A 26,014-nucleotide genomic window follows, 5' to 3' on the forward strand; every position below is an offset into this window, starting at 1 on the left:
TCGATGCGCGCGCCCGACCGGGCGTGCGCTAGCTCGTCGCCTTGGCGATCGTCTCCCAGATGTCCATGTCCTCGGCGATGTCGTGGGCTCCGACCTGAACCTGCGGTCCGTAGCGGAAGATCAGACCGGTCGCACCCGATTCCATCCACGACTGCAGACGCTTGGCGATCCGCCGGTGCGAGCCGATCAGGAATGCCGTGTCGACGTAGTCGTCGGGGACGGCGGCGAGCGCCTCGTTGCGGCGGCCCGCGGCCACGAGCTCGGCGAGCCGGTCGCAAAGGCCGGTGAACCCGAGCGCCTCGGTTTGCAGCCGCATGTACTCCGACCACTCCACGACGTAGGCGCGGAAGAGGTCGATACCGGCCGCGACGTCATCGCAGACGAGGAGGTCGACGATCGCCCAGACATCGAATTCGGCACGCCTCTTGCCGTCCGTGCGGCGCGCAAAACCGGCGTCGAGTTGCCGCTGAAAGGTCGGCATCATTCCCGGTGCGAAACCCCATGGGAACCATCCGTCGGCGATTTCCGCGGTCAACTCGAGCATTTGCGGGCCGACGGCGGCCAGGTGCACCTCCGGCTCGAAGCCGGACTCGACAGGCATGGCCCACGGCAAGACACCCAGCGCGCCGGAGCCGCTGTAGGGAAGGCTGGTCTCCGAACTCTGGCACCGTACGGGATTGGCGAGGCGTGCGCGTGACTGCTCCCAGTACAGTTCGGTGCTCTCTATCGCGTTGCCGCTCGTGTCCCGCGCACCCTGGCTCGCGAAAGCCTGACGCAGGACGCCGACATAATCGCGCATTCGGCGCACGGGTTTTCCCCAGGGCCGGCCATGCCAGCCCTCTGCGATGCTGGGAAACCCTGCGCCGACACCGGCGATCACCCGGCCGCCACCTGCCATCGCGTCGATGGTCGCCAGACCCTGTGCCAGCACGGTTGCCGGACGCGCGGTCACCGTCGCGACGTGCGTGCCGAGCCGAATCTTCGAAGTGTGGGCCGCGATATAGGCCAGCGGCGTCAGCGCGTCCGAACCCGCGCCCTCAGCGGTGAAGACCGCGTCGAACCCCAGTTGCTCGCAGCGAGTGATGCGCTCCAGCGGGACGGTGAATTGCCGACTCTGCCAGGGCACCTCGCACGCGATCTTCATCAGAGCTGCGTCACATTCCCTGCTACGCAGGCCGAATGCGCCGCCGGACCGGGCAATGCCGATCGCGGTGGACCGACAAGTGACTTAGCCTCATATCTCCCAACCTGCCGTGCTCAGATGTTGTTATCCAGGCCGTGTTACTCCTAGCCTCGAATCGCGGCGCGCCAGGGCGCTTGAGGCCAGGCGCAAGTCGGGCGGCCGCCTCTATCGGAAGAGTTGCGTGGCACCGGCCCAGAATTGCCACTGTTATAGTAAAGACAGTTAACTTAGGCACATTGGAAGGCCGTCAATGCCGGTCACTGCACGTCGGTTCCCGTTCGCCGACTACCCGAAAGGGTGGTTTCAGGTCGCCTACAGCCGGGACGTCGAAGCCGGTGACGTCGTCGGGCTGTATTACTTCGGCCGGCGCCTGGTGTGTTACCGCGGCTCCTCGGGCACCGCGTACGTCCTGGATGCGTATTGCCCCCACCTGGGCGCCGACATCGGCGTCGGTGGATCGGTGCGCGAGGACTGTGTGGTGTGCCCGTTCCACGGCTGGAAGTTCGACGGGCACGGCGCCAACGTCGAAATCCCTTATACCAAGCGCCCTAATCCCACCGCGAAGTTGAGGGCATGGCCCACGGTCGAGCGCGCCGGGATCATCTTCGTCTGGCACTCCCCCAGCGGTTCCGCACCGGAGTGGGAGCTGCCCAAGATTCCCGAAAGCGACGACGCCGCTTTCACGTTCTACGCGCCCGAAGACGCCAAGTGGACTTTCCGGTCCCATCCACAGGAAGTGTTCGAAAACACCGTCGACATCGCACACTTCGCGACGGTGCACGGGGTGTCGGCCTTCGGCGCGCTCGACGTATCGGAGGACGGGCATCTGTTTCGCGCGGTCGCCGAGGTCAACTTCGAGACCCCGCGCGGCCCGGTGTCCGGCGCGGTCGACTCCGAACTGTTCGGCATGGGGGTCGACGTGGTACGGCATCGCGGACTGGGCCGGTCCTGCACCATCCTGACCGTCACGCCGATCGACGGCGAGTACGTCGAGGCCCGCTACACCTTCTTCGTCGCCATCGATCCCGACACCGGCGAAATGACCAGAATGGGAAAGGGTTTCGCCCGCGACTTCTGCAAGCAGATCGAGCAGGACATCCCGATCTGGGAGAACAAGGTCTACCGCGATCGCCCCAAGTTGGCGCAGGGCGAGGGCGCGATCATGGAGTTTCGCACCTGGGCGCAACAGTCGTACGACGCCGAAGTGCCGGCCCCGAATTGACCGCACACGTGCACCGCAGCAGGCGCGTCGCCGTCGCACTCGCCGTAGTGGCCACGGTGGCAACCGCCTGTGGCGGACCACCGAAGAACACCACCACGTCGACGTCGGCGCCGACCTCACCACCACCGACCTCGGTAGCCACCACGACCACGACCACGACCACCGTCGCCGACTCCGGCATGGCCAACGGCCAGAGCTACCGGGTGACAACGGCCTCGATCACCGGCGCGACCGATGATCGCCGCGGCCAATGGAACGCCCGCTTCGGCCAGATTTCCGGCGGCGACGCCGCGGTGATCGACGCTTTCAACAACGCCAGCACCGCGTCAGCACGCGACCAACTCGACCAAGCCCGCACCGAGGCGAGTCCGGACGCCGAGTGGACTTTCGAATCGACTCCGACCGTCAGCTTCCGCGCGGTCGCGGTTGCCCAAGTCATCGTCGGTGTCTACTCAGCCAAACACGCCGCGCACCCGAGCAATTACGTGAGCACCGTCGTCATCGATGCCCGCACCGCCCAGCCCATCACCCTGGCCACGCTGTTCGCCAATCAACAGAGCGGCCTCAACCGGCTCTCCGAGCAAACCAAACTCATCTTCCCGCGGGTCTACGGCGGCGGTCCGGACCTGATGCCCGACGAACCGGGAAACCAGCCGGTGGCTGCAAACTTCGCCAACTGGATCCCGACCTCGGCGGGCCTGGAACTGCATTTCGCCGACTACCAATTCGGGCATGGCTTGGCGGTTATCACCGTGCCGTGGTCGGCACTGGCCGACGTGTTGGCGCCCAATATGGGGGCACTCACCCACGACTGAGGCGCACCCGAATCGGTGCCGATGACCCGGCGCGGTGCCGTGCGAACTGCCAGTTCATGGTTGACACACACCAAAAGTCGCGCTGCCGCAGATGAAGTGGCCGTAGGTGTTCACCACACCCGCCCGGTGGGATAAATGTTTGTTACACCCCGCTGGCGGTAATGATCCAACGGAGGTGGGCGTATCGGCCGGCCTATACGTCCACTCAGGTCCCGTCGGTTCAGCCCGAGAGCCGACGGGACCGCCTTATATATGGCCGGTTCAGCAACTCTTCCGAAGAGAGCTGAACCGGCGGAGTACCGTGCCGCGTATGGACGGCGCGGCTAGCGTGTGGATTCTCGGCGGCTACCAGAGCGATTTCGCCCGCAACCTGGCCAGAGAGGACCGCGATTTCGCGGCTCTGACCGAAGAAGTCGTCAATGCGACGCTGGCCTCGGCGCGCGTGTCCGCCTCCGACATCGGCGTCATCCACGTCGCCAATGCCTTCGGGGAGATGTTCGCCGGCCAAGGCCATCTGGGGGCCATGCCGGCCACCGTGTGCGACGGCCTCTGGGACACCCCGGCCGCACGGCACGAAGCGGCGTGCGCGTCGGGCAGCGTCGCGGTCCTGGCGGCGATGGCCGACCTGCGCGCCGGTTTTTACGACAGCGCGCTGGTCGTCGGCGTCGAACTGGAAAAGACCGTCCCGGGTGACGTCGCCGCCCAGCATCTGGGGGCGGCGGCCTGGACCGGGCACGAAGGAGGGCAGGCGCGGTACCTGTGGCCCTCGATGTTCTCCGACGTCGCCGACGAATACGACCGCCGCTACGGCTTGGACGACACCCACCTGCGGGCCATCGCCCAGACCAACTTCGCCAATGCGCGGCGCAACCCCAACGCTCAAACCCGCGGCTGGACCGTCCCCGACCCGATCACCGACGACGACGCGACCAACCCGGTCACCGAAGGCCGCCTGCGCCGGTTCGACTGCAGCCAGATGACCGATGGCGGCGCCGGTGTCGTCCTGGTCAACGACGCCTACTTGCGGGCACACCCCGGCGCGCGCCCGGTGGGCCGTATCGACGGGTGGGGTCACCGCACCGTCGGCCTGGGTTTACGCCAGAAGCTGACCCGCAGTGCCGAGGACCCGTATGTGCTGCCCCACGTCCGTGCAGCCGTTCTGGACGCGTTACGCCGCGCGCGGGTCACCCTGGACGACGTGGACGGGTTCGAGGTGCACGACTGCTTCACCCCCAGCGAGTACCTGGCCATCGACCACATCGGGCTCACCGGCCCGGGCGAATCATGGAAGGCCATCGAAAACGGCGAGATCGAGATCGGCGGCCCGTTGCCGATCAACCCCAGCGGCGGGCTGATCGGCGGCGGGCACCCGGTCGGCGCCTCGGGTGTGCGCATGCTGCTGGACGCGGCCAAGCAAGTCAGCGGCACCGCGGGCGACTACCAGGTCGAGGACGCGCAGACTTTCGGCACGCTCAATTTCGGTGGCAGTACCGCCACCACCGTGAGTTTCGTCGTCACCACAACCGAAGGCGCATGACCACATGGACGTCGAAATCGTCGGCAAATTCCTGTCGACCCTGCCCGAGGACGACCACCACCCCTACCGGACCGGTCCGTGGCGACCACAGACCACCGAGTGGGATGCCGACGACCTGACCGTCGTCGCGGGTGACATCCCGCGCGACTTGGACGGCATCTACCTGCGCAACACCGAAAACCCGCTGCACCCCGCGTTCAAGACCTACCACCCGTTCGACGGCGACGGCATGATTCACGTCGTCGGATTCCGCGACGGAAAAGCGTTCTACCGCAACCGCTTCGTCCGCACCGACGGATTCCTCGCCGAGAACGAAGCGGGTGAGCCGCTGTGGCCGGGTCTGGCCGAGCCGGTGCAATTCGCCAAGCGGGAAACGGGTTGGGGCGCAAGGACCCTGATGAAGGACGCGTCGAGCACCGACGTCGTCGTCCACCGCGGTATCGCGTTGACCAGCTTCTACCAATGTGGCGATCTCTACCGGCTGGACCCCTACTCGGCCAACACGCTGGGCAAAGAGAGCTGGAACGGCCGCTTCCCGGTCGACTGGGGAGTCTCGGCACATCCCAAGGTAGACAACCAAACCGGTGAGCTGTTGTTCTTCAGCTACAGCAAGCAAGACCCGTACCTGCGCTACGGAGTCGTGGACGAAAACAACGACCTGGCCCACCACGTCGACATCCCGCTGCCCGGACCGCGTCTGCCGCACGACATGGCATTCACCGAGAACTACGCGATCCTCAACGACTTTCCGCTGTTCTGGGATCCGCGCCTGCTGGAACACGATGTGCACCTGCCGCGCTTCTACCCCGACCTCCCGTCGCGGTTCGCGGTGATCCCGCGGCGTGGCTCGACCGCCGACATTCGCTGGTTCGAGGCCGACCCGACGTTCGTGCTGCACTTCACCAACGCCTATGAGGACGGCGACGAGATTGTGCTCGACGGCTTCTTCGAAGCAGATCCCCAGCCGCTGGACACCGGTGGCGGCAAGTGGGACAAGCTGTTTCGATTCTTGGCCTTGGACCGTCTGCAAGCCCGGCTGCATCGCTGGCGGCTCAACCTGGTCACCGGAGCGGTGAAGGAAGAACGGCTGTCGGAAGCGATCACCGAATTCGGCACCATCAACGCCGACTACGCGGCCCGCGCCTACCGCTACGCCTATGCCGCCACCGGCAAGCCGGGCTGGTTCCTGTTCGACGGCCTGGTCAAGCACGACTTACTGACCGGCGGACAGGAGCACTACTCGTTGGGCGAGGGCGTCTACGGCAGCGAGACCGCGATGGCTCCCCGGGTCGGCGGTAGCGCCGAAGACGACGGCTATCTGGTCACTCTCACCACCGACATGAACGACGACGCCTCCTACTGTCTGGTCTTCGACGCGGCTCGGCTGCTGGACGGGCCGGTGTGCAAACTGCAATTGCCCGAACGCATTTCCAGCGGCACGCATTCGACATGGGTGCCGGGTGGCCAGTTGCGCCGCTGGAACAGCGCGGAATCAGCGGCCGGCGCGGTCGGGCTGTGATTTCCGCGAGCCGGTAATTTTGCAGGCAAATCACGACTTGGGTTCAGGGGGTAATTGCAACACTTCGTAGTAAGGAGTGTTCGGTGACGCGCCAATGGCAGGGGTTATCGGCTCGGCGTCGGTTCTGGGAGTTGATCGCTGCGGGATGGTCTTCAGAGGATGCCGGTGTTGCTGTCGGCGTGTCTGGAAGCTGCGGCTGGAGATGGTTTTGCAGATTTGGTGGCGTGAATCCACAACTGCAAGCGCCACAGGGGCGCAAGCGTCCGCGGCTGTCGCCTGAGGAGCGCGAACAGATCATGATCGGCACCTCACGAGGTGAGTCGATTCGCTTGATCGCTCATCGATTGAAGCGGGCGCCGTCAACGGTCATGCGCGAGATTGACCGAAACGGCGCTGCTCGCGGTCTGACCGGTCGCTATCGGGCTAAGTATCGGTTCGGGGCCCGCCAGTGCGGGTGGGATGCCACGTCGGGGTATTCGGCGCGGATCGCTCAACGCCGGAGCGAGGAACGGGCGCGCCGCCCGAAGGCCGGCAAGCTGACCCGCTGCCCGCAGTTGGCCGGCAAGGTGCAGGCATTGTTGACTAAGAAATACAGCCCGGAGCAGATCGCCGGCGAGCTAGCCAAGACCTATCCCGACAGCCCGGAGATGCACGTGTCCCACGAGACCATCTACCGAGCGCTTTACGTGCAAGGACGCGGTGAGTTACGCCGCGATCTGGTCACCTGCCTGCGCACCGGGCGCGCGCTGCGTCGACCCCGTAAGAGAGCTCGCGCAGGAGATGGTCGCAGCCGCATTCCGGGCATGGTCAACATCAGCGAGCGCCCCGCCGAGGCCGCCGACCGCGCCGTACCTGGGCATTGGGAGGGAGACCTCGTGCGCCACGAGGCGCTGTGTGACCGAGCGGAGGTGAGAGACCTGCGCCGTTGTGCTGTCGCAGCAGCGTAACGAAGCTGGGGGCAGCCTGGACCGGGAGACGCCGGCGAGGGTGGTAAGCAGCCCCGACAACGACGGGACAGGCCGGCACTACCGGATGGCCTGGGTCCGGCAAGCATGAGGAGAAGGTGTACGCGAGGAACCAGTGTTTTAACGCCTCTCAAGTCTCCCGCCAGCTCTAACCCGGTGGATTCGGGCTGGTCTGCGATGCGCACCAACACCACTGGCGTCTCGGTGTTGGGAACTCCGGCTGCGGTTTAGGTCGCTGCCGCTGGAGGCCACGGTGAATGCCTGCGGCGTAGCCGTGGCGATATCGCAGGGGCATAGCTGGGCACCTCCCTCCTCGAGCGGTCAGCAGTGAACGTGGGAACCATCGCGAGGCTCCCGTGTCGTCGTCCTCAGCCGAGGGCGCCGAATCCGGGTTGACGCGTCGTCTGTCGATGGCCACGCGGTGGGGCGGAGGGGCCGTAGTAGTCCGAGCGGGGGAAAGCCTCGTGCATGGCGAAGGGCCCCAGCGGAATTGATGCAGCGAACACGACACGAACGGAGGCACTGGTGAATACCGGTGAGCTGTCATGGCCCGATCCCGATCAGGCGGCATGGCAGGTACGACAGATGCAACGCAAGCTGCACCACTGGGCGGTCGAAGATTCCGACCGCCGCTTTGATGATGTGTTCAACCTCGTCCACCACCCGGACTTTCTCACCGTCGCGTGGGAACGGGTGCGGGGCAACAAGGGCGCACGCTCAGCCGGTGTCGACCGGCTGACTCCTGCGTCCATAACCGGAGATGCCGAGACGGTGGCGTTCCTGAGCCACGTTCGAACCGAACTGAAGGCACGGACATTTGCTCCACTTCCGGTGCGGGAGATACTCATTCCCAAACCAGGGAGCAGCAAACTCAGGCGGCTCGGTATTCCCACGGCGATGGACCGCACGGTTCAAGCGTCGTTGCTGTTGGTGTTGGAGCCGATCTTCGAGGCGGATTTCGAGCCGGTCAGTTACGGTTTCCGTCCCCGACGTCGCGCTCAGGACGCGATCGCCGAGATACATGCTTTGGGGACCCGGAACTATCACTGGGTCTTCGAGGCTGACATCGCGGCGTGTTTCGACGAACTGGCTCACTCCGCCATCATGGAACGAGTACGCACGCGGATCGTCGACAAGCGGGTCCTGGCCCTGATCAAGGCATTCCTGAAGGCGGGCATCATGTCTGGCGACGGAACGGTCAGGGAATCTGATACCGGCACACCCCAGGGTGGCATACTCTCACCGCTGCTGGCCAACATCGCTCTGACGGTGTTGGACGCACATTTCCGTGTGAAATGGGATGCCCATCGGACATCTCAGCGGCGAGATGCCCATCGCAAACGTGGCGGGGCCACCTATCGGATCGTCCGCTATGCCGACGATTTCGTGATCATGGTGGCCGGAACCAAAGCGCACGCGGACGCATTATGGGACGAAGTCGCGGATGTCATTGCCCCACTGGGGCTACGGCTATCCGTGGAGAAGACCCAGGTATGCCACCTCGACGAGGGGTTCGACTTTCTCGGATTCCGCATCCAGCGGCGCCGCAAGAAGGGCACGAACAAGGCAGCTGTCTACACCTACCCGTCGAAGAAGGCGCTGCTTTCGATCATGACGAAGGTGCGGGCGCTGACCAAGAAGGCACGTCATCATGGCCTTGCTGATCTCCTCGGACGCCTCAACCCGGTGCTCCGAGGATGGTGTGCGTATTTCCGTCACGGTGTGTCGAAGGCAACCTTCGGATACCTCGATTCCTTTGCCTGGCATCGGGTCACCCAGTGGCTGCTCAAACGGCACAAGCGGATCACGTGGGCGGAGCTCTACCGGCGGTTCCTGACCGGAAGGCCAGGCAATCGTCCGCAAGAGAATGGGATCGTCATGTTCGATACCACCACCGTTCCGATCACTCGGTATCGGTGGCGGGCGAGCAACATCCCCACACCGTGGACCAGCACAGCGGCGACCTCGGTCCCCGCATAACGGTGGCAGTCCGTGGAGCGCCGGATGCGACGAGAGTCGCACGTCCGGTGCGGAGGGCGGGCCGGGGAAACGGGCCAGGAGCAATCCCGGCACCGCGCCCCGGTCCGACCCCTACATCATCGGCAAGAACCAGGCCTCTCAGATAGGCACCCTAGTCGAGCGCTCCACTGGATTCGTGCAGCTGCTGCACCTACCCGCTAGCCGCCAGGCCGATGTGGTCGCCGAGGCCATGATCGCCAAAATCCAAGTCCTGCCACGAGATCTGTGGAAGACCCTAACCTGGGATCAAGGCCACGAAATGGCCGCTCACGGCCGTATCAGCCTTGCCGCTGACCTCGACATCTACTTCTGCGACCCACATTCACCCTGGCAACGCGGCAGCAACGAAAACACCAACGGCCTCTTGCGCCAATACTTTCCGAAGGGCACCGACTTATCAATCCACTCAGCTGCCTACCTCGACGAGGTTGCTGCCGAACTCAACAACCGGCCACGAAAGCGATTCGACTGGGACAGCCCCGCCAAGATGCTCGATCGGCTACTGTCGAGCGCGTCAACAGCCACTGTTGCAAGCAAACCTTGAATCCGCCCGAGTAGCGGCCTGCGAAAATACAGGCTCGACGGATTGGAGGCGACCAAAATGCCGCGGCGGATAACGCATTGGCCCGACCACCTGGCGCAGATCGGTTCCATCCGCTTTGCCCGTCGCTCGTCGAACTTCCTGGAGACCGTGCGGTTTTACCGCGAATTGGTCGGGCTGCCGCTGTATGAGACGTTCGAGGAGAGCTACGGCAGCAACGGCGCCATCTTCGGCCTACCCAGCTCCCACCTGACCATGGAGATCGTCGAGGCCCAGGAGCCCGTCGCGGTCGACCCCCACGAACAGCTGTGCCTGTACTTCCCGGATCGGCAGACCCAGCAGGCGGCGCTGGCGCGGCTACGCGAGGCCGCCGCTCAGCTCGTGCCCCAGCACCCCTACTGGGAGGCGATGGGAGCCGTCACGTTTCGCGATCCCGATGGCCGCGAAGTTGTGTTCGCCCCGTTCGTGTACGGAGCCGACGAACCCGGCGACAGCTCGGCGTCGGGCAAGCACGAATTCCCCTCGGCCTGAACCCCTCAGCGCCTGCCGCCGGCTAATGCCGCAGCCAAGGCCCAGAGCGAGCACACCAGCGCGCAGGCGGCACTTGCCGCACCGACGTAGAGCCCGTACTCGGCCAGCACCGGCGGTTTGACGTTGACCTGGTAGTACCACACCGTCAGCGCGCCGATCAGCAGCGAAACGACCAGCGCCGCAACCGAAGAAACGCGCACCGACAACCCGCGGCCCACCATGGCACCGGCCACGATGAGCGACGACGACAACAGCACAATGAGTTGACCGGCGCCGAAGCCCCGCGGTAACTCCAGACTGCCGTGGGTGCCGCCGATGGCGTTGGCCCAGCCACCGCCGTTGACGTGCGTCGTCAACCAGGGCAGCCAGGTGCTGACCGCCAGGATCAGCGCGCACAGCGCCACGAGCCAGCCAGGGCGCAGGCGGCGACTCATAGCTGCGAGGTTAATAGGGCGGTGCCCCCGCCGCGCGCTCGGCACGCGCAGCAGCCAGGACGACTAGCCCCCGTCCAGCGACGACAGGTTGAAGACGACGCCGGTAGGGTCGGTGGCGGCCGCCAGCCGCCCATAGGGAGTGTCCTCGGCGCCCCGAAGCACCGCGCCGCCGTGCTCGGTGATCACCTGCAGCGTCTTGTCCACATCGTGGGCACCGAAGAAGATGCTCCACTGCGAGGGAACTTCCGCGCCGAGCATCGCCGCCCCGTCCATCACGCCGAGCAGTTGTTCATCGCCGAACCATGCTGTGGTGTAGCGGAATTCGTCGGTGTCACCCACCTGCTCGGTGCGCCAGTCGAAGACGGCGCGGTAGAAGTCGACGGCGGCGCGGTAGTCGCGCGTGGTCAGCTGGTGCCACACCGGGGCGCCGGCCTCACCGATGATTTCGTAGCCGCGGTGTTCCAGCGGCTGCCACATGCCGAAATCGGCACCCGACGGGTCGGTGGCCACGGCCATTAGGCCCTTGGCCGGTACCTCCATGGGATTCACGCATACCGAACCACCGGCGGGGGCCACCTTGGCTGCGGTTGCCTCGATGTCGGCGGTGTGGAAGTACGTGGCCCACTTGTCCGGATATCCGAACTCCGGCCGGTTGGCCATCAGGCCCGCGACGGGGTGCCCGTCCTTGGCGGCGTTGACGTAGCCGCCGTACTCGGGCCCGGCGGACTCGAACGTCCACCCGAACACGGTGCCGTAGAAGTCTTGAGCGCGGTCGAGATCCGATGTCGTCAGGTCGATCCAGCAGGGAGCGCCCAGCGGCGCGCCGGTACGGATGGGCACGATGACCTCCTCGTGTAGTCGGCCCCCGAGCGGGGTTCAGCTATACCGACTCACCACCAGGGGAAAACTCATCGCCTCACCCGGACGGCTTGCGCTCCGAACCGGCGAACACCGCGAGGAAGTTCTGCAACGACTCCCGAATGTCGGTCTTCAGCGCCGCCGCGACCACCATGCCGATGGGCCCGAACAGCGCCGGCCCGCCGAGGTGCACGTCGAAGCTGACCACCGAGCCGTCGCCCTTGGGGGCGACCTTGGCCATCAGCTTCACCTTCACCCCGCCGACACCGTCACCGTTGAGCGTCATGCCTTCCGGCGGCTTGTACCGCACCACCGTCCACTTGATGCGGTTGGGCATGCCCTTGACCTCGACATAGGACTCGACGACCGTGCCCTTCTCGATGACATCGGGCAGCGGGCTGCGCCAGACCTTGTGGATGGTCAGCCACTCCTTGTACCGCGACAGGTCGGAGGCATGATTCCACGCCTCCTCAGGAGGCAGCGGGACGTCGATGGATCCAGAAAGTTTCGCCATGTGCTCAGTTCTGTTGTTCGCCGGTGTCGACGACTTTCCTGGCCTGTTCCTGCACCTTGTGAATGGTGTCGGTGTACTTGCCTTGCGTCTTCTCGTCGACGAACTCGCCGGCCTTGGTGATTGCGGTTTCGACCTTGTCGGCGTTCTGCGACAGCAGGTCCTTGGCTTTGTCCACGAATCCCATGCGGGTACCGTCCTTCCCCCGGGTCCCACTCCAGCGGAACCCTTCTGTGCTGGTGAAACCTTACTCAGTGGTGCTATTCGCGCCACAACCGCGGTTGCACGCCCAGCAGCCTGGCCCGTATCCACCAGGTGGCCTCGATCAAGGCGGCCCCCAGGACGCCGATTCCCACCGCGGTCGAGGTCACAGTCACATTCGACGGGTCAAGGAAGAACTTCTCCCGCGCCAGCGGCAGGCTGAAGATCAACACATAGGCCAGGGCGGAAGCGACGACCAGGCCCACCCGCCACCACTGATAGGGGCGCGCCACCACCGCGAGCACCCACAGCGCGGTCATCAGCAAGGTGATCAGCGCGGCGGTCGAAGCCTGGTCCTGCTCGACCCAGGTCGCGTGGCGGCCGTGGTAGGCGGCCAAGTAGGAGGCGAACGTGGCCACGCCGACGATCAGTCCGGACGGCAGCGCGGAGGTCAGCACGCGCCGCACGAAGCCGGGATAGGCGCGCTCGTTGTTGGGGGCCAGCGACAGGATGAACGACGGGATGCCGATGGTGAACCAGGCGGCGATCGTCACGTGGATGGGCTGAAACGGGTAGAGCAGCGGGTCGGCGCCCAACGGCTTGGCCAGCAAGCATTCCAGACCCACCAGCAGGGCCAGCAGCGCCGAATACACCGTCTTGGTCAGGAACAAGTTGGCGACGCGCTCGATGTTGCCGATGACTCGCCGCCCCTCCCCGACGACGTACGGCAAGGTGGCGAACTTGTTGTCCAGCAACACGATCTGCGCTACCGCCCGCGAGGCGGGGCTGCCCGCGCCCATCGCGACACCGATGTCGGCGTCCTTGAGGGCCAGCACGTCGTTCACGCCGTCGCCGGTCATGGCCACGTGGTGGCCGTGTGATTGCAGTGCGTGCACGATGGCCCGCTTCTGGTCGGGCCGGACCCGGCCGAAGGTGGTGTAGTTGTCCAGCGCGTCGGCCAGTTCGGTTTGCTCCGTGGGTAGCCGGCGGGCATCGAGGGTGTGACCGTGCAGGCCGAGTTTGTCCGCGACCGCGCCAACCGACACCGCGTTGTCACCGGAGATGACCTTGACCGCAACGCCTTGTGCGGCAAAGTAATCGATGGTGTCGCGGGCATCGGGCCGCACCTTCTGCTCGAGGACCACCAGTGCGACCGGGGTGACGTTGCCGGGCGCATCGGGGTGGTCGACGACCATTTCGCTTGCGCCCAACAGCAATACGCGCAGGCCCTGCGCGCCGATCCGCTCGGCTTGTGCGGCCGCGGCGGAGCCCGGGTCGAGCAGCACGTCCGGTGCGCCGATCACCCAGTCGCCGTGGTCACCGAACGACACGCCGCTCCACTTGGTCGCGGACTTGAAAGGCCTGGTGGCCGTGGGGGTCCAGCCCGGCGTCGAGTCGTAGACCTCGGCGATGGCCTGCATGCTGGCGTTGGGGCGGGTGTCCGCGGCGGCCAGTGCGGCAAGGACGTCGGCCACCTGCACATCAGGCTGCAGGCGTTCGACGTCGGCCACCCGCATGCCGCTTTCGGTCAAGGTGCCCGTCTTGTCCGCGCAGACCACGTCGACGCGGGCCAGTCCCTCGATGGCCGGCAATTCCTGGACCAGGCAGCGGCGTTGACCGAGGCGGATGACGCCGACGGCGAAGGCGATCGACGTCATCAGTACCAGGCCTTCGGGCACCATGGGCACCAAAGCCCCCACCATGCGCAGCACCGACTCTCGCCAACCTGCTTTGGTGGTGAACAGTTGGGTGTAGATGGTGAGCAGGCCGGCGGGGATCAACAGGTAGGTGACGAACTGCAGGATCTTGTTGATGCCGTTGCGCAGTTCGGATTTCACCAGGGTGAACTTGCTGGCCTCGGCGGCGAGTTTGGCCGCGTAGGCCTGGCTGCCGACCTTGGTGGCGCGGTAGGCGCCGGTGCCCGCGACGACGAAACTGCCCGACATCACCGCGTCGCCGGCGTCTTTGGCGACCGGGTCGGCCTCGCCGGTCAACAGGGATTCGTCGACCTCGAGGTTTTCTTCCTCCACGACCTCGCCGTCCACCACGATCTGATCGCCGGGTCCGAGTTCGATGATGTCGTCGAGCACCACCTCCTCCGGAGGCAGCATTCGTGTCCCGGATTCCCTGCGTATCAGCGGCTTTGCTTGGCCGACGATGGCCAGCTTGTCCAAGGTTTGTTTGGCCCGGATTTCCTGAACCATGCCGATGATGCTGTTGGCGATGATGAGCAGGCCGAAGAGCCCGTTGATGACCGAGCCCGTCGCGACGACGATGACGAACAGCACACCCAGGATTGCGTTGATCCGGGTGAAGACGTTGGCCCGCACGATGTGGGCAATGCTGCGCGTGGCGCGGTCGGGGACATCATTGGTCTTGCCCTCGGAGACCCGTTGCGCAACTTCGGCTTCGGTCAGCCCGGCGGTCATCGGGTGAATGTTCCGAGCTTGTTGTCGTCGTAATACCCGAGGTTGAGCGTGGCGCCGGAGAAGGTCGCTTTGGAAATCGTTCCCGGCGGCGCGTTCTCCGAGGACAAGCCGAAGGTGAACGTGTCACCGTCCCAGTGGGTCAGGTCGAAGGTGCGGTTCTTCGGGCCGAGGGTCAATTGCAGCCGGCCGTCACGCTCGGTGACGGTGGCGGGCCCCCAGTAGTCGTTGGCGTAGACGCCGACGTAGTCGGCAAGCGGTCGCGGCGGCGCCGGGTTGGCCGGGGGTTGCTTGCCGACCAGGGAGCCCTCCGGGGCGTTCATCGGCGCGAAGGCGTTGCGGTACAGCGCCGCCCAGTCTTCGCGCACCTGCCCGTATTGCACCAGGTCCATGAACTCGGCGGTCAGTGTCTCCGGTACCCCGATGGGGGCGGCGTTGGTCAGCGCGATGATGGCCAGGTCTTCCGACGGTAGCGCCACGAAATTGGTTGCCGCACCAAGCCCGAACGCGCCGGAGTGGCTGTACTGGGTGCGGCCCGAGGAGGTCACCGACACGTTGAAGCCGTGGCCGTAGAAGACGGGCCGGTCTTTCGGCGACGTCGGCGGGCTCGACACGATCTGCGGTGTGTAGGCGGGTAGCAGTGCTTCGGGCGCCGCGATCCGCTGGCCGTTGTAGGTGCCGTTAGCCAGCACCATGGTCAGCCAGCGTGCCATGTCGTTGATCGACGAACTGACCCCACCCGCGGGCGATTGGGCGTCGGGATCGCGCTGGAAGCGTGCCTCCCACTTGTCGCCGACCTTGACATGGTTGACCGCGTGGTCGGGCCGGGCGATGAAGTCGGCAAACTTCGAGCTGGTCGACGTCATGCCCAGCGGGCGGTAGAGCACCTCGTCGGACAGGTCCTCCCAGGACTTGCCGGCCGCGGCGGCGACCGCTTCTGCCGCTGCGGTGACGCCGAAATTGGTGTAGGCGTAGGTGATTCGGAATGGCGCCAGCGGTAGTTGTTTGAGGCGGTCCAACACTTGCCTGCGGTCGTAGCCCAGGTCTTCCAACGGGTCACCGGCGTGATCGGGCAGCCCGGAGCGGTGGGAGTACAGGTCGGCGACGGTGACATGGGTGCCGACGTAGGGATCGCTGAGCGCGAACCAGGGCAACTTGTCGACGACGGGAGTGTCCCAGGTGATGGCGTGGTCGGTCACCTGGTGTGCGATCACCGTGGCGCCCACGGATTTGGACACCGACGCCAACTGGAAGACGGTGTCCGGGTTCACCTTGTTGTCCGCGTTGTCGCCCTTGGTCACATCTTTGACGCCGAACCCTCTGGCGTACACCGTTTTTCCGCCGTGCACGATGGCGACCGCCATGCCCGGGATGCCGCTGGTCTTCATCAGGTCCGCGACGAGGCCGTCGACCTTGCCGATGGCGTCGTCGATGCGGCTCGCCGGAATGTCCACCGCGGAGACCTCACCGGGCGGCAGTTTCGCCGACGACGTCGGCGGATTGGCAACCGGTCGCGCGGGACCGCAGGCCGCGAGGGCCAGCACCAGGGCCGCTGTGGCGGCTTTGGCCGCACGTTTGGTCATGGCCGCACCCTAGCCTGGCGCGCTAGCGAATCAGAGCCGCCACCACGGGTGGAACCGCAGCGGCGCCGTCGGGTCGATGCGCTGACCCGGCATGGGCACGGCCACCTGCACGCCGACGGGGTCGGCCGCCTCCAGCACCCGCTCGATCGGCTCGGCCCAGGGGTGCGGGGCCAGCCGGAAGGTGCCCCAGTGCACCGGCACCAGCAGCCCCGACCGTGCATCGGTGACGTCCAGGTGCGCCCGCACCGCTTCCTCGGGGTTCATGTGGATGTCCGGCCACGCCGTGTTGTAAGCGCCGACGGGCATCAGGGTCACATCGAAGGGCCCATGGTCGGCGCCGATCTGCGCGAAGCTTTTGGTGTAGCCGGTGTCGCCGCCGAAGTAGGCCCGATGGCTGGGGCCGACAAACGCCCACGATGCCCACAAGGTGTTGTTGCGGGTCAGAAAGCGTCCGGAGAAGTGCCGCGCCGGCACACAGACGATGGTCAGCTGATCGACCTGACCGCTCTGATTCCAGTCGAGTTCGACGATCCGGTGCTCGGGCACACCCCAGGCCCGCAGGTGGGCGCCCACGCCGAGCGGCACGAAGAACGGGGCCCGTTGCATGCGGACCAGCGCCGCGACGGTGTCGATGTCGAGGTGGTCGTAGTGGTCGTGGCTGATGACCACGGCGTCGATGGCCGGGAGCCCTTCGAGCTGGACCGGTGGCGGGTGCAGCCGTTGCGGGCCGACGATGTCCGACGGCGAGCATCGGTTACTCCAGACCGGGTCGGTCAGGATGCGGTAACCGTCGATCTCCAGCAGCGCCGTGGAGTGGCCGAACCAGCTGACCGCCAGTGGGCTCGGCTCGCCCTGGTAGATCTCCGGGGCGGCCAGGGGAATCGGTGCCGCCGGCCGGCTGGCGCTGCGCGTCCCCACGAACTCCGACGCGATCAGCCGCAGCTGCTCGGCATCCATGTTGAACATCGATGCTGGGTCGATGTTCTCGAAGACACCGTCGCGATAGTTGGGTGAGCCCTCGGCGACCGCCCGGATGGCCGCCGGGTCGGCGCCCAGCGCTGAGGGCGCACCGTGCAGCGCCCGCAGCACCCAGCTACCGGCCGCCAACGAGGCCGTGCCGGCCGCCAGTCGGAGCGCTCGGCGCGTCATGAGTTTTATGCCCCCTGGAATCGCGGCGGCCGCTTCTCGATGCGGGCGACCTGTGCCTCGATGACATCCTGGCTGCCCCAGGCCTTGTCGAATAGCTCTTTGTGGACCGGCCAGGCTTCCTCGATGGAGCCGTCGTCGTTGAGCACCCGCTTGGCGTGCTGGAGGGCCAGCGGTGCCAGGCCGGCGATCTCGGCGGCCCAGGCCTGCGCATCGGCCAGCGTTCCGATCCGGTTGGCCATCCCGGTTTGCAGCGCCACGTCGGCGGTCAGTTTCTCCGCGGTGAGCAGCATCGCCCGGGCCCGGCCGTGGCCGACCAGCGAGCTCAGGCGGCGGATGCTCCAGTTGTCCAGCGCCAGCCCGTACTTCGACGTCGGGAACTGGAAGAAGGCATCCGGCGAGACCACCCGCAGGTCACACTGCATGGCCAGCTGCAGGCCGGCGCCGATCGCCGGGCCGTTGATGGCGCCGACGATGGGGATCGGCGCGGCGTCCAGGACCTTGTGCAGCTCGACGAGCCGGTCGGGGTAGTCCGCGGCGAACGCGTCGCCGCTGAGGTCCGCACCCGCGCAGAAGACGCTGCCCTGGCCGGTGAGCACGATGGCGCGGATCTCGCCGTCGCCGGCTTTCAACACGGCTTCACGCAGGTCCTCGACCAGCTGGGAGTTGAGCGCGTTGCGCCGCTCGGGCCGCTGCAACTCAATGGTCAGCACGGCTTCGGTCTGGGTGACACCGATCATGGGGGCCAGGATATATAGCCTCGTTGGGTGAGTCGTATCACGACCGACCAACTGCGGGACGCGGTGCTCGACGAAGGGTCCTTTCTCAGCTGGGATAACGAGCCGCTTGCGCTGCCGATCTCGGAGTCCTACGCGCGGGATCTGGCCGGCGCCCGGGCGGCCAGCGGGCTGGACGAAGCGGTGCTGACCGGCGAGGGCCGGGTGTTCGGGCGCCGGGTCGCGGTGGTGGTCTGCGAGTTCAGCTTCCTGGGCGGTTCGATCGGGGTGGCGGCCGCGGAACGGATCACCGCGGCCGTGCAGCGGGCCACCGCCGAACGGCTGCCGCTGCTGGCCTCGCCCAGCTCCGGCGGTACCCGCATGCAAGAGGGCACCGTCGCGTTCCTGCAGATGGTGAAGATCGCCGCGGCCGTCCGACTGCACAAGCAGGCGCATCTGCCCTATCTGGTGTATCTGCGCAACCCGACCACCGGCGGGGTGTTCGCATCGTGGGGCTCGCTGGGCCACCTCACGGTGGCCGAACCGGGAGCCTTGATCGGCTTTCTGGGCCCCCGGGTCTATGAGTTGCTCTACGGCGAACCGTTCCCGGCCGGCGTGCAGACCGCGGAGAACCTGCAGCGGTACGGGGTGATCGACGGCGTGGTCGCGTTGGAGGGGCTGCGACCGATGGTGGACCGGGCGCTGCGCGTCATCGCCGACGAGCCCGGCCCGCCGCCGGTGCCGCAGCCACCGGAACCGGTGCCCGATGTGCCCGCCTGGGATTCGGTGGTGGCGTCGCGGCGCCCCGACCGGCCCGGTATCGCGCATCTGCTGCGCTACGGCGCCACCGACCGAGTGTTGTTGTCCGACACCGGTATCGGTGAAGCCGCGACGACGCTGCTGGCGCTGGCCCGCTTCGCCGGTCAGCCGGCCGTGGTCCTCGGCCAGCAACGCGTGGTCGGCGGGATCGTCGGGCCGGCGTCGCTGCGCGAGGCGCGGCGCGGCATGGCGCTGGCCGCCGAGCTGCGCCTGCCGCTGGTGCTGGTGATCGACACCGCCGGGCCGGCGCTGTCCGCCGAGGCCGAACAGGGCGGCCTGGCCGGCCAGATCGCCCAATGTCTAGCCGAGCTGGTCACGTTGGACACCCCGACGGTCTCGGTGTTACTGGGCCAGGGCAGCGGCGGACCCGCCCTGGCCATGGTGCCCGCCGACCGGGTGCTGGCCGCGCTGCACGGGTGGTTGGCGCCGTTGCCGCCGGAGGGCGCCAGCGCGATCGTCTTCCGCGACGTCGATCATGCGCCGGAACTCGCTGCAGCGCAGGGCATTCGGTCGTCGGATCTGTTGCGCGCGGGAATCGTCGACGCCGTGGTGCCCGAGCATCCCGACGCCGCCGACGAGCCGGTCGAGTTCTCACAGCGATTGGCGAACGCGATAGCGACCGAGGTGCACGCGCTGCGCGCGATGCCGACGGCCGACAGGTTGGCCGCGCGGCTGGGCCGCTATCGGCGCATCGGGTTGCCCGGCGACAGTTGAGTTTCGGCGCCTTCCACCCCGAGGTAGCGCGCAATGGTGGGGCCGACCGACTCGACGACTTCCTCGGGTGCCATGTCAGCGATCGGCGGTAGCGCAAGCACGTAGCGGCACAACGCAAGTCCGAGAATCTGGGTGGCGATCAACCCGGCGCGCCGCGGCGCCTCGGCGGCGGGCACCAACGTAGCGACCAACGGCTGCAGCTGGACGCCGAAAATCTCCCGCATCCGTTGCGCGGCTTGGGCGTTGGTAGCACTGGAGCGCAGCAGAATCACCGGCGCGTCGTCGCCCTCCCAGCGTTTCAGGAAGTGGCGAACCATCGCGTGGCCAAGTCGGGCGGGATCTACGCCGGCAAACTCGGGCAACTGCAGGTCGAATTCGGCGGCGGCGGCGAACAGTCGGCCCTTGTTGCCGTAATAGCGCATCACCATCGCCGGGTCCACGCCGGCGTCGGCGGCGATCGACCGAATGGTCGCGCCGTCAAAGCCGACCGTCCCGAACTGCCGTCGCGCCGCGGCCAGGATGACTGCCTTGGTTTCCGTTGACGACCGGCGCATGTCAACAAGTGTAGGCCAACAAGCGTTGACAAGCACGTGTCGGCGCGCCACGATGGACTCATGTCAACAACTGTTGACATGAGTCGGCCGTAGGAAAGGAGCAAGCTATGAACGACACCGAGGTGCTGGTCGTCGGCGCCGGACCGACCGGCCTCACGCTGACCACCGCCTTACTCGCACGCGGGGTGGACGCGATACTCGTCGACAAGCTGCCGGCGGGCGCCAGCACTTCGCGAGCCGCCGCCGTCAACGCCCGCACCCTAGAAGTGCTCGAAGACCTCGACGTGTCCTGGCGACTGGTGAAAAACGGACTCATCGCGCCGCGGTTCTCCATGCGGCAACGGGCCAGCACACTGATCCCCATCGACTTCAGCGCGTTGCCGACGAAGTACCCCTACACGTTGATGATCTCCCAGGCCGACACCGAACAGATCCTGGCGCAGCGCCTCAGCGAGATGGGTGGCCAGGCCATCCGGCCCAAAACCGTCACGGCACTCGCCGAGCACGCGCACGGCGTCACGGCCACCTTCGACGACGGCCAGACACTGACCGCCGATTACATTGTCGGCGCCGACGGCATGCACAGCACGGTGCGCGAGCACGCCGGCATCGGTTTCGCCGGCGGCGAGTTCGCCGAGTGCTTCGCGCTCGCCGATGTCCGGGTAACCGGTGCGGCGCCGCGCGAGGAAGTCATCCTCTTCTATGGGCGCGACGGCCTGACCGTGCTGGCGCCGCTGCCCGGCGGCATCTACCGCATCGTGGCGCCGGCCGCGGACGCTCCGCGGGAGCCGACCGCCGAGTTCGCCCAGCACCTGCTGGACACCCGCGGTTACGGGCCCGGTCGCACGGTGGTGACCGAACTGCTCTGGGGATCGCGGTTCCGGATCCAGCACCGCGTGGCCGACCGCTACCGAAACGGCCGGCTGATCCTGGCCGGCGACGCCGCCCACGTGCACAGTCCCGCCGGCGGCCAGGGCATGAACCTGGGCATCACCGACGCGATCGGGCTGGCGAACGCGCTCACCGACGTCCTTCGCGGGGATTCCGAAGCGGTATTGGACGCCTACGGCGCGACGCAGCGGGCGCGCGCACAGCAGGTGCTCACGTTGACCGGGCGGTTGACCCGCATTTCGACACTGCCCCGGCCGTTGCGTCCGATCCGCAACTCCGCCCTGCGGGTGGCCGCACAGATCCCTGCCGTGCGGCGCCAATTGGCCTGGCGGCTCAGCGGACTGGTCTACCGCTGACAGCGCCGCCGTTTCCTGGCGAGCACGAGACTGCGCCGGTGGGCGACCCGGCGGTGATCCTCCCACCGCCTCCGCCCACAATCAGGCAAGATGGGCGGCATGGACACTGGCGTCAACTCACCTCGGGTCTTGGTGGTCGACGACGACTCCGATGTGCTCGCCTCACTGGAGCGCGGCCTGCGCCTGTCCGGATTCGAGGTGTCGACCGCGGTCGACGGCGCCGAGGCGCTGCGCAGCGCCACCGAGACCCGCCCGGATGCGATCGTGCTGGACATCAACATGCCCGTGCTGGACGGCGTCAGCGTCGTCACGGCGTTGCGGGCGATGGACAACGACGTCCCGGTGTGTGTGCTCAGCGCGCGCAGCTCCGTCGACGACCGAGTGGCGGGCCTGGAGGCCGGCGCCGACGACTACCTGGTCAAGCCGTTCGTGCTGGCCGAGCTGGTGGCCCGGGTCAAGGCGCTGCTGCGCCGCCGCGGCGCCACCGCGACGTCCTCGTCGGAGACCATCACGGTAGGCCCGCTGGAAGTGGACATCCCCGGCCGTCGCGCCCGGGTCAACGGCGTCGACGTCGACCTGACCAAGCGGGAGTTCGACCTGCTGGCGGTGCTCGCCGAGCACAAGACCGCGGTGCTGTCCCGCGCCCAGCTGCTGGAACTGGTGTGGGGTTACGACTTCGCCGCCGACACCAACGTCGTCGACGTGTTCATCGGCTACCTGCGGCGCAAGCTGGAGGCCAACGGCGGGCCGCGGTTGCTGCACACCGTCCGTGGCGTCGGATTCGTGCTGAGGATGCAGTAGTAGTGCAGTGACGGCGATGAACCTTCTATCGCGCATGTTCGCCCGCACGCCCTCCCTGCGGACCCGGGTGGTGGTCGCGACCGCCATCGGCGCCGCCATCCCGGTACTGATCGTCGGCATCGTGGTGTGGGTCGGGATCACCTTGGACCGCAAGGAGCGGCTGGACCGACGCCTGGACGAGGCGGCGGGCTTCGCGATTCCTTTCGTTCCGCGCGGCCTGGACGAGATCCCGCGCTCGCCCAACGACCGAGACGCCCTGATCACCGTGCGTCGCGGCAACGTGGTGAAGTCGAACTCCGACATCACGCTGCCCAAACTGCACGCCGACTACGCCGACACCTACGTCAACGGGGTGCGCTACCGGGTGCGCACGGTGGAGATCCCGGCGCCCGAACCGACCTCGATGGCGGTGGGTGCCACCTATGACGCCACCATCGCCGAGACCAACAACCTGCACCGGCGGGTGTTGCTGATCTGTACCTTCGCCATCGGCGCGTCGGCCGTGTTCGCGTGGCTGCTGGCCGCCTTCGCGGTGCGACCGTTCAAACAACTCGCCGAGCAGACCCGGTCGATCGACGCCGGTGACGAAGCGCCGCGCGTCGAGGTGCACGGTGCCAGTGAGGCCGTCGAGATCGCCGAGGCCATGCGGGGCATGCTGCAGCGCATCTGGAACGAGCAGGTCCGCACCAAAGAGGCGCTGGCGTCGGCGCGCGACTTCGCCGCGGTGTCCTCGCACGAGTTGCGCACGCCGCTGACGGCGATGCGCACCAACCTGGAGGTGCTGTCCACCCTCGACTTGCCCGAAGACCAGCGCAAAGAGGTGCTCAACGACGTCATCCGCACGCAGTCGCGCATCGAGGCCACGCTGAGCGCCCTGGAGCGGCTCGCCCAGGGCGAACTGTCCACCTCCGACGACCACGTGCCGGTCGACATCACCGACCTGCTGGACCGCGCCGCGCACGACGCCACCCGGATCTATCCCGCCACCGACGTCTCGCTGGTGCCCTCGCCGACGTGCATCATCGTCGGCATGCCGGCCGGACTGCGCCTGACCGTGGACAACGCCATCGCCAACGCCGTCAAGCACGGCGGCGCCACCAAGGTCCAACTGTCGGCGGTCAGCTCCCGAGCCGGCGTGGAGATCGCCGTCGACGACAACGGCACCGGCGTCCCCGAAGAGGAGCGGCAGGTGGTCTTCGAGCGCTTCTCCCGCGGGTCGACGGCGTCGCATTCCGGTTCTGGTCTGGGTTTGGCGCTGGTCGCCCAACAGGCGCAACTGCACGGCGGAACCGCTTCGCTGGAGAACAGCCCGCTGGGCGGGGCCCGACTGGTATTGCGGCTACCCGGCCCGAGTTAACCCTGCCCGCTGATGCTGCCGCGTTTGCGGCGCGCGCTCTTGGACCAGGGTGTGAAGAACGCGCGTGCGGCCGAATCCTCGTCGGTGAACCACACTTGGGCGATCACCCGTTCGTACGTCGAATCGTCCGGGGTGTAGTACAGCCGGGTGTCCGAGCGGCCCTTCACCAGCCATCCGGGCGGCCCGCTTCCGTCGGCTTCGGCGCGCGCGGAGCCTGGCCCGTACGGCGCGAAGGGTGTGGTCGGCATCTTCGTCGTGCGCGGCTCTCGACGCATCCGAGTCTTCTGCCTCGGGCGGTCTCTGGTGCCGGGAATTCTGCTGGTCGGCGCATCCCTGACCGGAAGCCGTTTCGTTGCAGCGTCTTTGCCGGCCGGAACCTTCTTACCCGGCACCTTCTTCGCGGGCGGCCTCTTGCCCGGCGGGACTCTCTTGGCAGGCAGCTTCGTCGTCGGCGGCTCTTTGGCGACGGCTTTCTTCCTGGGCGCCGCCACGGCTTTCGCGGGCGCCGGCTTCTTCCGCGCGGGCGCAGGCTTGTGCGGCGGACGCTTCGCGACGGGCTTCACCACCGATGCCGGCACCCGCTGGGCGACCGGCCGCACCATCAACGCCACCGTCAGCACCATGCCCAGCAGGAACGACAGCATCGCCAGCCACCAGTGCACGTGCATCACGGCGCCCCGAGCTGGGTGGGCAGCACTTCGGTGGGCGAGTCGTCAGCCACCGTCATGTCCGCCGTGGTGGCGCCTGCCGACATCCTGTTGAACACCACCGTGACGATGCCCCAGGCCACGCCCGATCCGGCCGCGAAGGCGACCAGGTAGCACAACCACTGCAGCAGGAAGTCCACGCGTCAGCCCACCAGGATCTCGACGCGGCGGTTGCGGGCGCGCCCGTCAGCGGTGTCGTTGCTGGCGATGGGATTGGTCGATCCCAGGCCCTTGGTCGTCACGTGATCGGCAGCGACGCCGTGGCTGGACAGAAAGTCGGCGACGACGGTGGCGCGCTGAGCGCTCAGCGGGATATTGATGCCCTCGGTGCCGCTGTTGTCGGTGTAGCCGTTGAGCGTCACCCGCGCGCCGGGACACGCCTTGAGCTTGTCGGCGACCTGGGTCAAGATCTGGCTGTTCTCCGGGGTGAGGCTCACCCCGTCGTTGCCGAACACGATCGCCCCGCCGCTGGTGACGGCGTTGATCGCGGCCTGCAGGTCGCTGCAGTTGGCGGGCGCGGCCGCCGGCGGCGGCGGTGGCGGTGGCGGTGGCGTAGGTGCCGCTGCGGGAGGCGGTGCCGGCGCGGGCGGCGGAGCAGGTGCGGGGGGCGGTGGAGACGAGGGCGACGGCGAGGGCTGGCCGGCGACCTGAATGTTGTTCACCACGTTGAGTCCGGGCCACGCCGTCGCGGCCGCGCGCCCAATGGCGTCCTTTTGCTCCGCGGTGGCTCCGGTCCCCGTCAACGTGACGGTGTCCTTTTCCACCTTGAGGTTGAAGTCGGTGATCGGCACGCTCGCGGTGAAAACCGGTTGTGCGTTGGAAAAGTCGAGCGCGCGCACGATCGGGTCGATGCGGATCTGGTCGATGACGTTGGTATCCGTGGTCAACAGGTCCTTGAGCGACTTCATCAGCGACGCCTTGGCGGTGTCGTCGGGGAAGTCGCCGATCAACGTGACGCTGTTGCCGCTGCGGCTGATGGACAGCAGCGCCAACGACAATCCGGGCTTGGTTGGCGTCGCGCTGCTCGGCGCAAGGGTGGGCAGCGAGCCCGTCGGTCCGGTGACGTCCAGCGGCCGCTCATAGGCGCCGTATCCGATGGCCGCCAGCAAAAACGGGATCACCGCCAACGCGACGAACCAGGTGTGGCCGAGCGGGTGGCGCTCGAATCTCGGGGGCCGGCGCGCGTCGGCGATGGGCGCCGACGTTTCGCTGACTTTCGGCTCCAATCCGACCATTGCTCCTCCCTCCCCTTGTTCGAGCAGCAGCAGACCGTGTTGCAGGCGATAAGCAGCCTACCGAGTCAAGACCACCTGACCGGTGTTCTCGGGCACACTGGAGCGATGGGTAACGGAGAGAAACCATCGGACAACGACACCTTGGCGCATATCCGCGACCTCGTCGCCCAGGAAAAGGAGCTGCGCGCTCAGGTACAACAGGGCGACATCAGTACCGACGAGGAGCACGCCCAGCTGCGCCGCCTCGAAGCCGAACTCGATCAGTGTTGGGACTTGCTGCGGCAGCGGCGCGCACTGCGCGAGACCGGCGGTGACCCGCGTGAGGCGCAGGTCCGCCCGGCCGACGAAGTCGAGGGTTACCTCAACTGACCTC

The 26,014-nt window shown here is 67.0% G+C and carries 24 protein-coding genes and 2 pseudogenes; 13 read left to right on the top strand and 13 right to left on the bottom strand.

Annotated elements, in window-relative coordinates:
• Positions 1–28: 28 nt before the first annotated feature.
• Positions 29–1,144 carry an LLM class flavin-dependent oxidoreductase gene (locus I2456_RS21925; protein WP_085072473.1) on the bottom strand — a complete coding sequence of 372 codons (1,116 nt, stop codon included), beginning with the start codon at positions 1,142–1,144 and terminating at the stop codon, positions 29–31.
• Between the two features lie 289 nt (positions 1,145–1,433).
• On the opposite strand from I2456_RS21925, the gene I2456_RS21930 reads away from it, so the two are divergent.
• From I2456_RS21930 to I2456_RS21965, 8 genes and pseudogenes are all read left to right on the top strand, one after another.
• Positions 1,434–2,405, top strand: coding sequence for a Rieske 2Fe-2S domain-containing protein (locus tag I2456_RS21930; protein WP_085072472.1), 972 nt, complete (start codon positions 1,434–1,436; stop codon positions 2,403–2,405).
• Positions 2,406–2,584: 179 nt separating this feature from the next.
• Positions 2,585–3,220 (top strand): DUF3298 domain-containing protein, encoded by a 636-nt coding sequence (locus I2456_RS21935; RefSeq protein WP_241008022.1) that lies wholly within the window; start codon positions 2,585–2,587, stop codon positions 3,218–3,220.
• Positions 3,221–3,530: 310 nt separating this feature from the next.
• A complete protein-coding gene (locus I2456_RS21940) occupies positions 3,531–4,757 on the top strand; it encodes an acetyl-CoA acetyltransferase (RefSeq protein ID WP_085072470.1) in 1,227 nt (408 codons plus the stop codon).
• A gap of 4 nt (positions 4,758–4,761) precedes the next feature.
• Entirely contained in the window at positions 4,762–6,276 is a 1,515-nt protein-coding gene (locus I2456_RS21945; RefSeq protein WP_085072469.1) for a carotenoid oxygenase family protein, read from the top strand.
• 83 nt (positions 6,277–6,359) lie between these two features.
• Positions 6,360–7,154, top strand: a pseudogene (locus I2456_RS21950) (IS30 family transposase); the annotation flags it as partial.
• A 612-nt stretch (positions 7,155–7,766) separates the two neighbouring features.
• Positions 7,767–9,221 (top strand): group II intron reverse transcriptase/maturase, encoded by a 1,455-nt coding sequence (gene ltrA, locus I2456_RS21955; RefSeq protein WP_033711551.1) that lies wholly within the window; start codon positions 7,767–7,769, stop codon positions 9,219–9,221.
• Positions 9,222–9,351: 130 nt separating this feature from the next.
• Positions 9,352–9,804 (top strand): annotated as a pseudogene (locus tag I2456_RS21960) (IS30 family transposase); the annotation flags it as partial.
• Between the two features lie 57 nt (positions 9,805–9,861).
• Positions 9,862–10,332, top strand: a complete 471-nt coding sequence (locus I2456_RS21965) for a VOC family protein (RefSeq protein ID WP_085075676.1) — start codon at positions 9,862–9,864, stop codon at positions 10,330–10,332.
• 5 nt (positions 10,333–10,337) lie between these two features.
• Here I2456_RS21965 and I2456_RS21970 read toward each other — a convergent pair whose 3' ends face one another.
• The 8 genes from I2456_RS21970 to I2456_RS22005 form a co-directional block, all read right to left on the bottom strand.
• Entirely contained in the window at positions 10,338–10,766 is a 429-nt protein-coding gene (locus I2456_RS21970) for a hypothetical protein (RefSeq protein ID WP_068028828.1), read from the bottom strand.
• Between the two features lie 63 nt (positions 10,767–10,829).
• The gene (locus I2456_RS21975; protein ID WP_085075657.1) at positions 10,830–11,606 is read right to left on the bottom strand and encodes a VOC family protein; all 777 of its coding nucleotides are present in this window, start codon (positions 11,604–11,606) and stop codon (positions 10,830–10,832) included.
• Between the two features lie 76 nt (positions 11,607–11,682).
• Positions 11,683–12,138: a type II toxin-antitoxin system Rv0910 family toxin gene (locus tag I2456_RS21980; RefSeq protein ID WP_068165541.1), complete on the bottom strand. Its 456-nt coding sequence runs from the start codon at positions 12,136–12,138 to the stop codon at positions 11,683–11,685.
• Between the two features lie 4 nt (positions 12,139–12,142).
• Complete coding sequence (locus I2456_RS21985) at positions 12,143–12,322, bottom strand: antitoxin (RefSeq protein ID WP_068028838.1); 180 nt, start codon at positions 12,320–12,322, stop codon at positions 12,143–12,145.
• A gap of 73 nt (positions 12,323–12,395) precedes the next feature.
• Positions 12,396–14,765: an HAD-IC family P-type ATPase gene (locus I2456_RS21990; RefSeq protein ID WP_085075658.1), complete on the bottom strand. Its 2,370-nt coding sequence runs from the start codon at positions 14,763–14,765 to the stop codon at positions 12,396–12,398.
• On the bottom strand, positions 14,762–16,345 hold the full coding sequence (locus I2456_RS21995) for a serine hydrolase (protein WP_085075659.1): 1,584 nt from the start codon (positions 16,343–16,345) through the stop codon (positions 14,762–14,764). Before I2456_RS21995 ends, I2456_RS21990 begins: the two co-directional genes overlap by 4 nt.
• A 30-nt stretch (positions 16,346–16,375) precedes the next feature.
• Positions 16,376–17,494 carry an MBL fold metallo-hydrolase gene (locus tag I2456_RS22000; RefSeq protein WP_068028848.1) on the bottom strand — a complete coding sequence of 373 codons (1,119 nt, stop codon included), beginning with the start codon at positions 17,492–17,494 and terminating at the stop codon, positions 16,376–16,378.
• Between the two features lie 5 nt (positions 17,495–17,499).
• Entirely contained in the window at positions 17,500–18,231 is a 732-nt protein-coding gene (locus I2456_RS22005; protein ID WP_068165550.1) for an enoyl-CoA hydratase, read from the bottom strand.
• 27 nt (positions 18,232–18,258) lie between these two features.
• On the opposite strand from I2456_RS22005, the gene I2456_RS22010 reads away from it, so the two are divergent.
• Positions 18,259–19,740 (top strand): acetyl-coenzyme A carboxylase carboxyl transferase subunits beta/alpha, encoded by a 1,482-nt coding sequence (locus I2456_RS22010; protein WP_085075660.1) that lies wholly within the window; start codon positions 18,259–18,261, stop codon positions 19,738–19,740.
• On the opposite strand, the gene I2456_RS22015 is transcribed toward I2456_RS22010, so the two are convergent.
• Positions 19,707–20,294: a TetR/AcrR family transcriptional regulator gene (locus tag I2456_RS22015; RefSeq protein WP_085075661.1), complete on the bottom strand. Its 588-nt coding sequence runs from the start codon at positions 20,292–20,294 to the stop codon at positions 19,707–19,709. The genes I2456_RS22010 and I2456_RS22015 overlap by 34 nt on opposite strands.
• A gap of 107 nt (positions 20,295–20,401) precedes the next feature.
• Here I2456_RS22015 and I2456_RS22020 point away from each other — a divergent pair, with 107 nt between their 5' ends.
• From I2456_RS22020 to prrB, 3 genes are all read left to right on the top strand, one after another.
• Positions 20,402–21,541, top strand: a complete 1,140-nt coding sequence (locus I2456_RS22020) for an FAD-dependent monooxygenase (protein ID WP_085075662.1) — start codon at positions 20,402–20,404, stop codon at positions 21,539–21,541.
• 90 nt (positions 21,542–21,631) lie between these two features.
• A complete protein-coding gene (gene prrA / locus I2456_RS22025; protein WP_116645677.1) occupies positions 21,632–22,342 on the top strand; it encodes a two-component system response regulator PrrA in 711 nt (236 codons plus the stop codon).
• Between the two features lie 16 nt (positions 22,343–22,358).
• A complete protein-coding gene (prrB, locus tag I2456_RS22030) occupies positions 22,359–23,699 on the top strand; it encodes a two-component system sensor histidine kinase PrrB (RefSeq protein ID WP_068030819.1) in 1,341 nt (446 codons plus the stop codon).
• Here the strand turns inward: prrB and arfC are convergent.
• Genes arfC through arfA form a run of 3 tightly spaced genes read right to left on the bottom strand, consistent with a single transcriptional unit; the run spans position 23,696 to position 25,641 of the window.
• The gene (gene arfC / locus I2456_RS29030) at positions 23,696–24,367 is read right to left on the bottom strand and encodes a channel accessory protein ArfC, sunset domain variant (RefSeq protein WP_371869950.1); all 672 of its coding nucleotides are present in this window, start codon (positions 24,365–24,367) and stop codon (positions 23,696–23,698) included. The genes prrB and arfC overlap by 4 nt on opposite strands.
• Positions 24,367–24,546, bottom strand: coding sequence for a channel accessory protein ArfB (arfB, locus tag I2456_RS22040; RefSeq protein WP_085075664.1), 180 nt, complete (start codon positions 24,544–24,546; stop codon positions 24,367–24,369). Before arfB ends, arfC begins: the two co-directional genes overlap by 1 nt.
• A 3-nt stretch (positions 24,547–24,549) precedes the next feature.
• Positions 24,550–25,641, bottom strand: coding sequence for a channel-forming protein ArfA/OmpATb (gene arfA / locus I2456_RS22045; RefSeq protein WP_085075665.1), 1,092 nt, complete (start codon positions 25,639–25,641; stop codon positions 24,550–24,552).
• A gap of 105 nt (positions 25,642–25,746) precedes the next feature.
• Between arfA and I2456_RS22050 the strand changes: the two genes are divergently transcribed.
• On the top strand, positions 25,747–26,010 hold the full coding sequence (locus I2456_RS22050) for a DUF2630 family protein (protein WP_068031256.1): 264 nt from the start codon (positions 25,747–25,749) through the stop codon (positions 26,008–26,010).
• Positions 26,011–26,014: the final 4 nt, after the last annotated feature.

The organism is Mycobacterium kubicae, from assembly GCF_015689175.1.
GTDB lineage: Bacteria > Actinomycetota > Actinomycetes > Mycobacteriales > Mycobacteriaceae > Mycobacterium > Mycobacterium kubicae.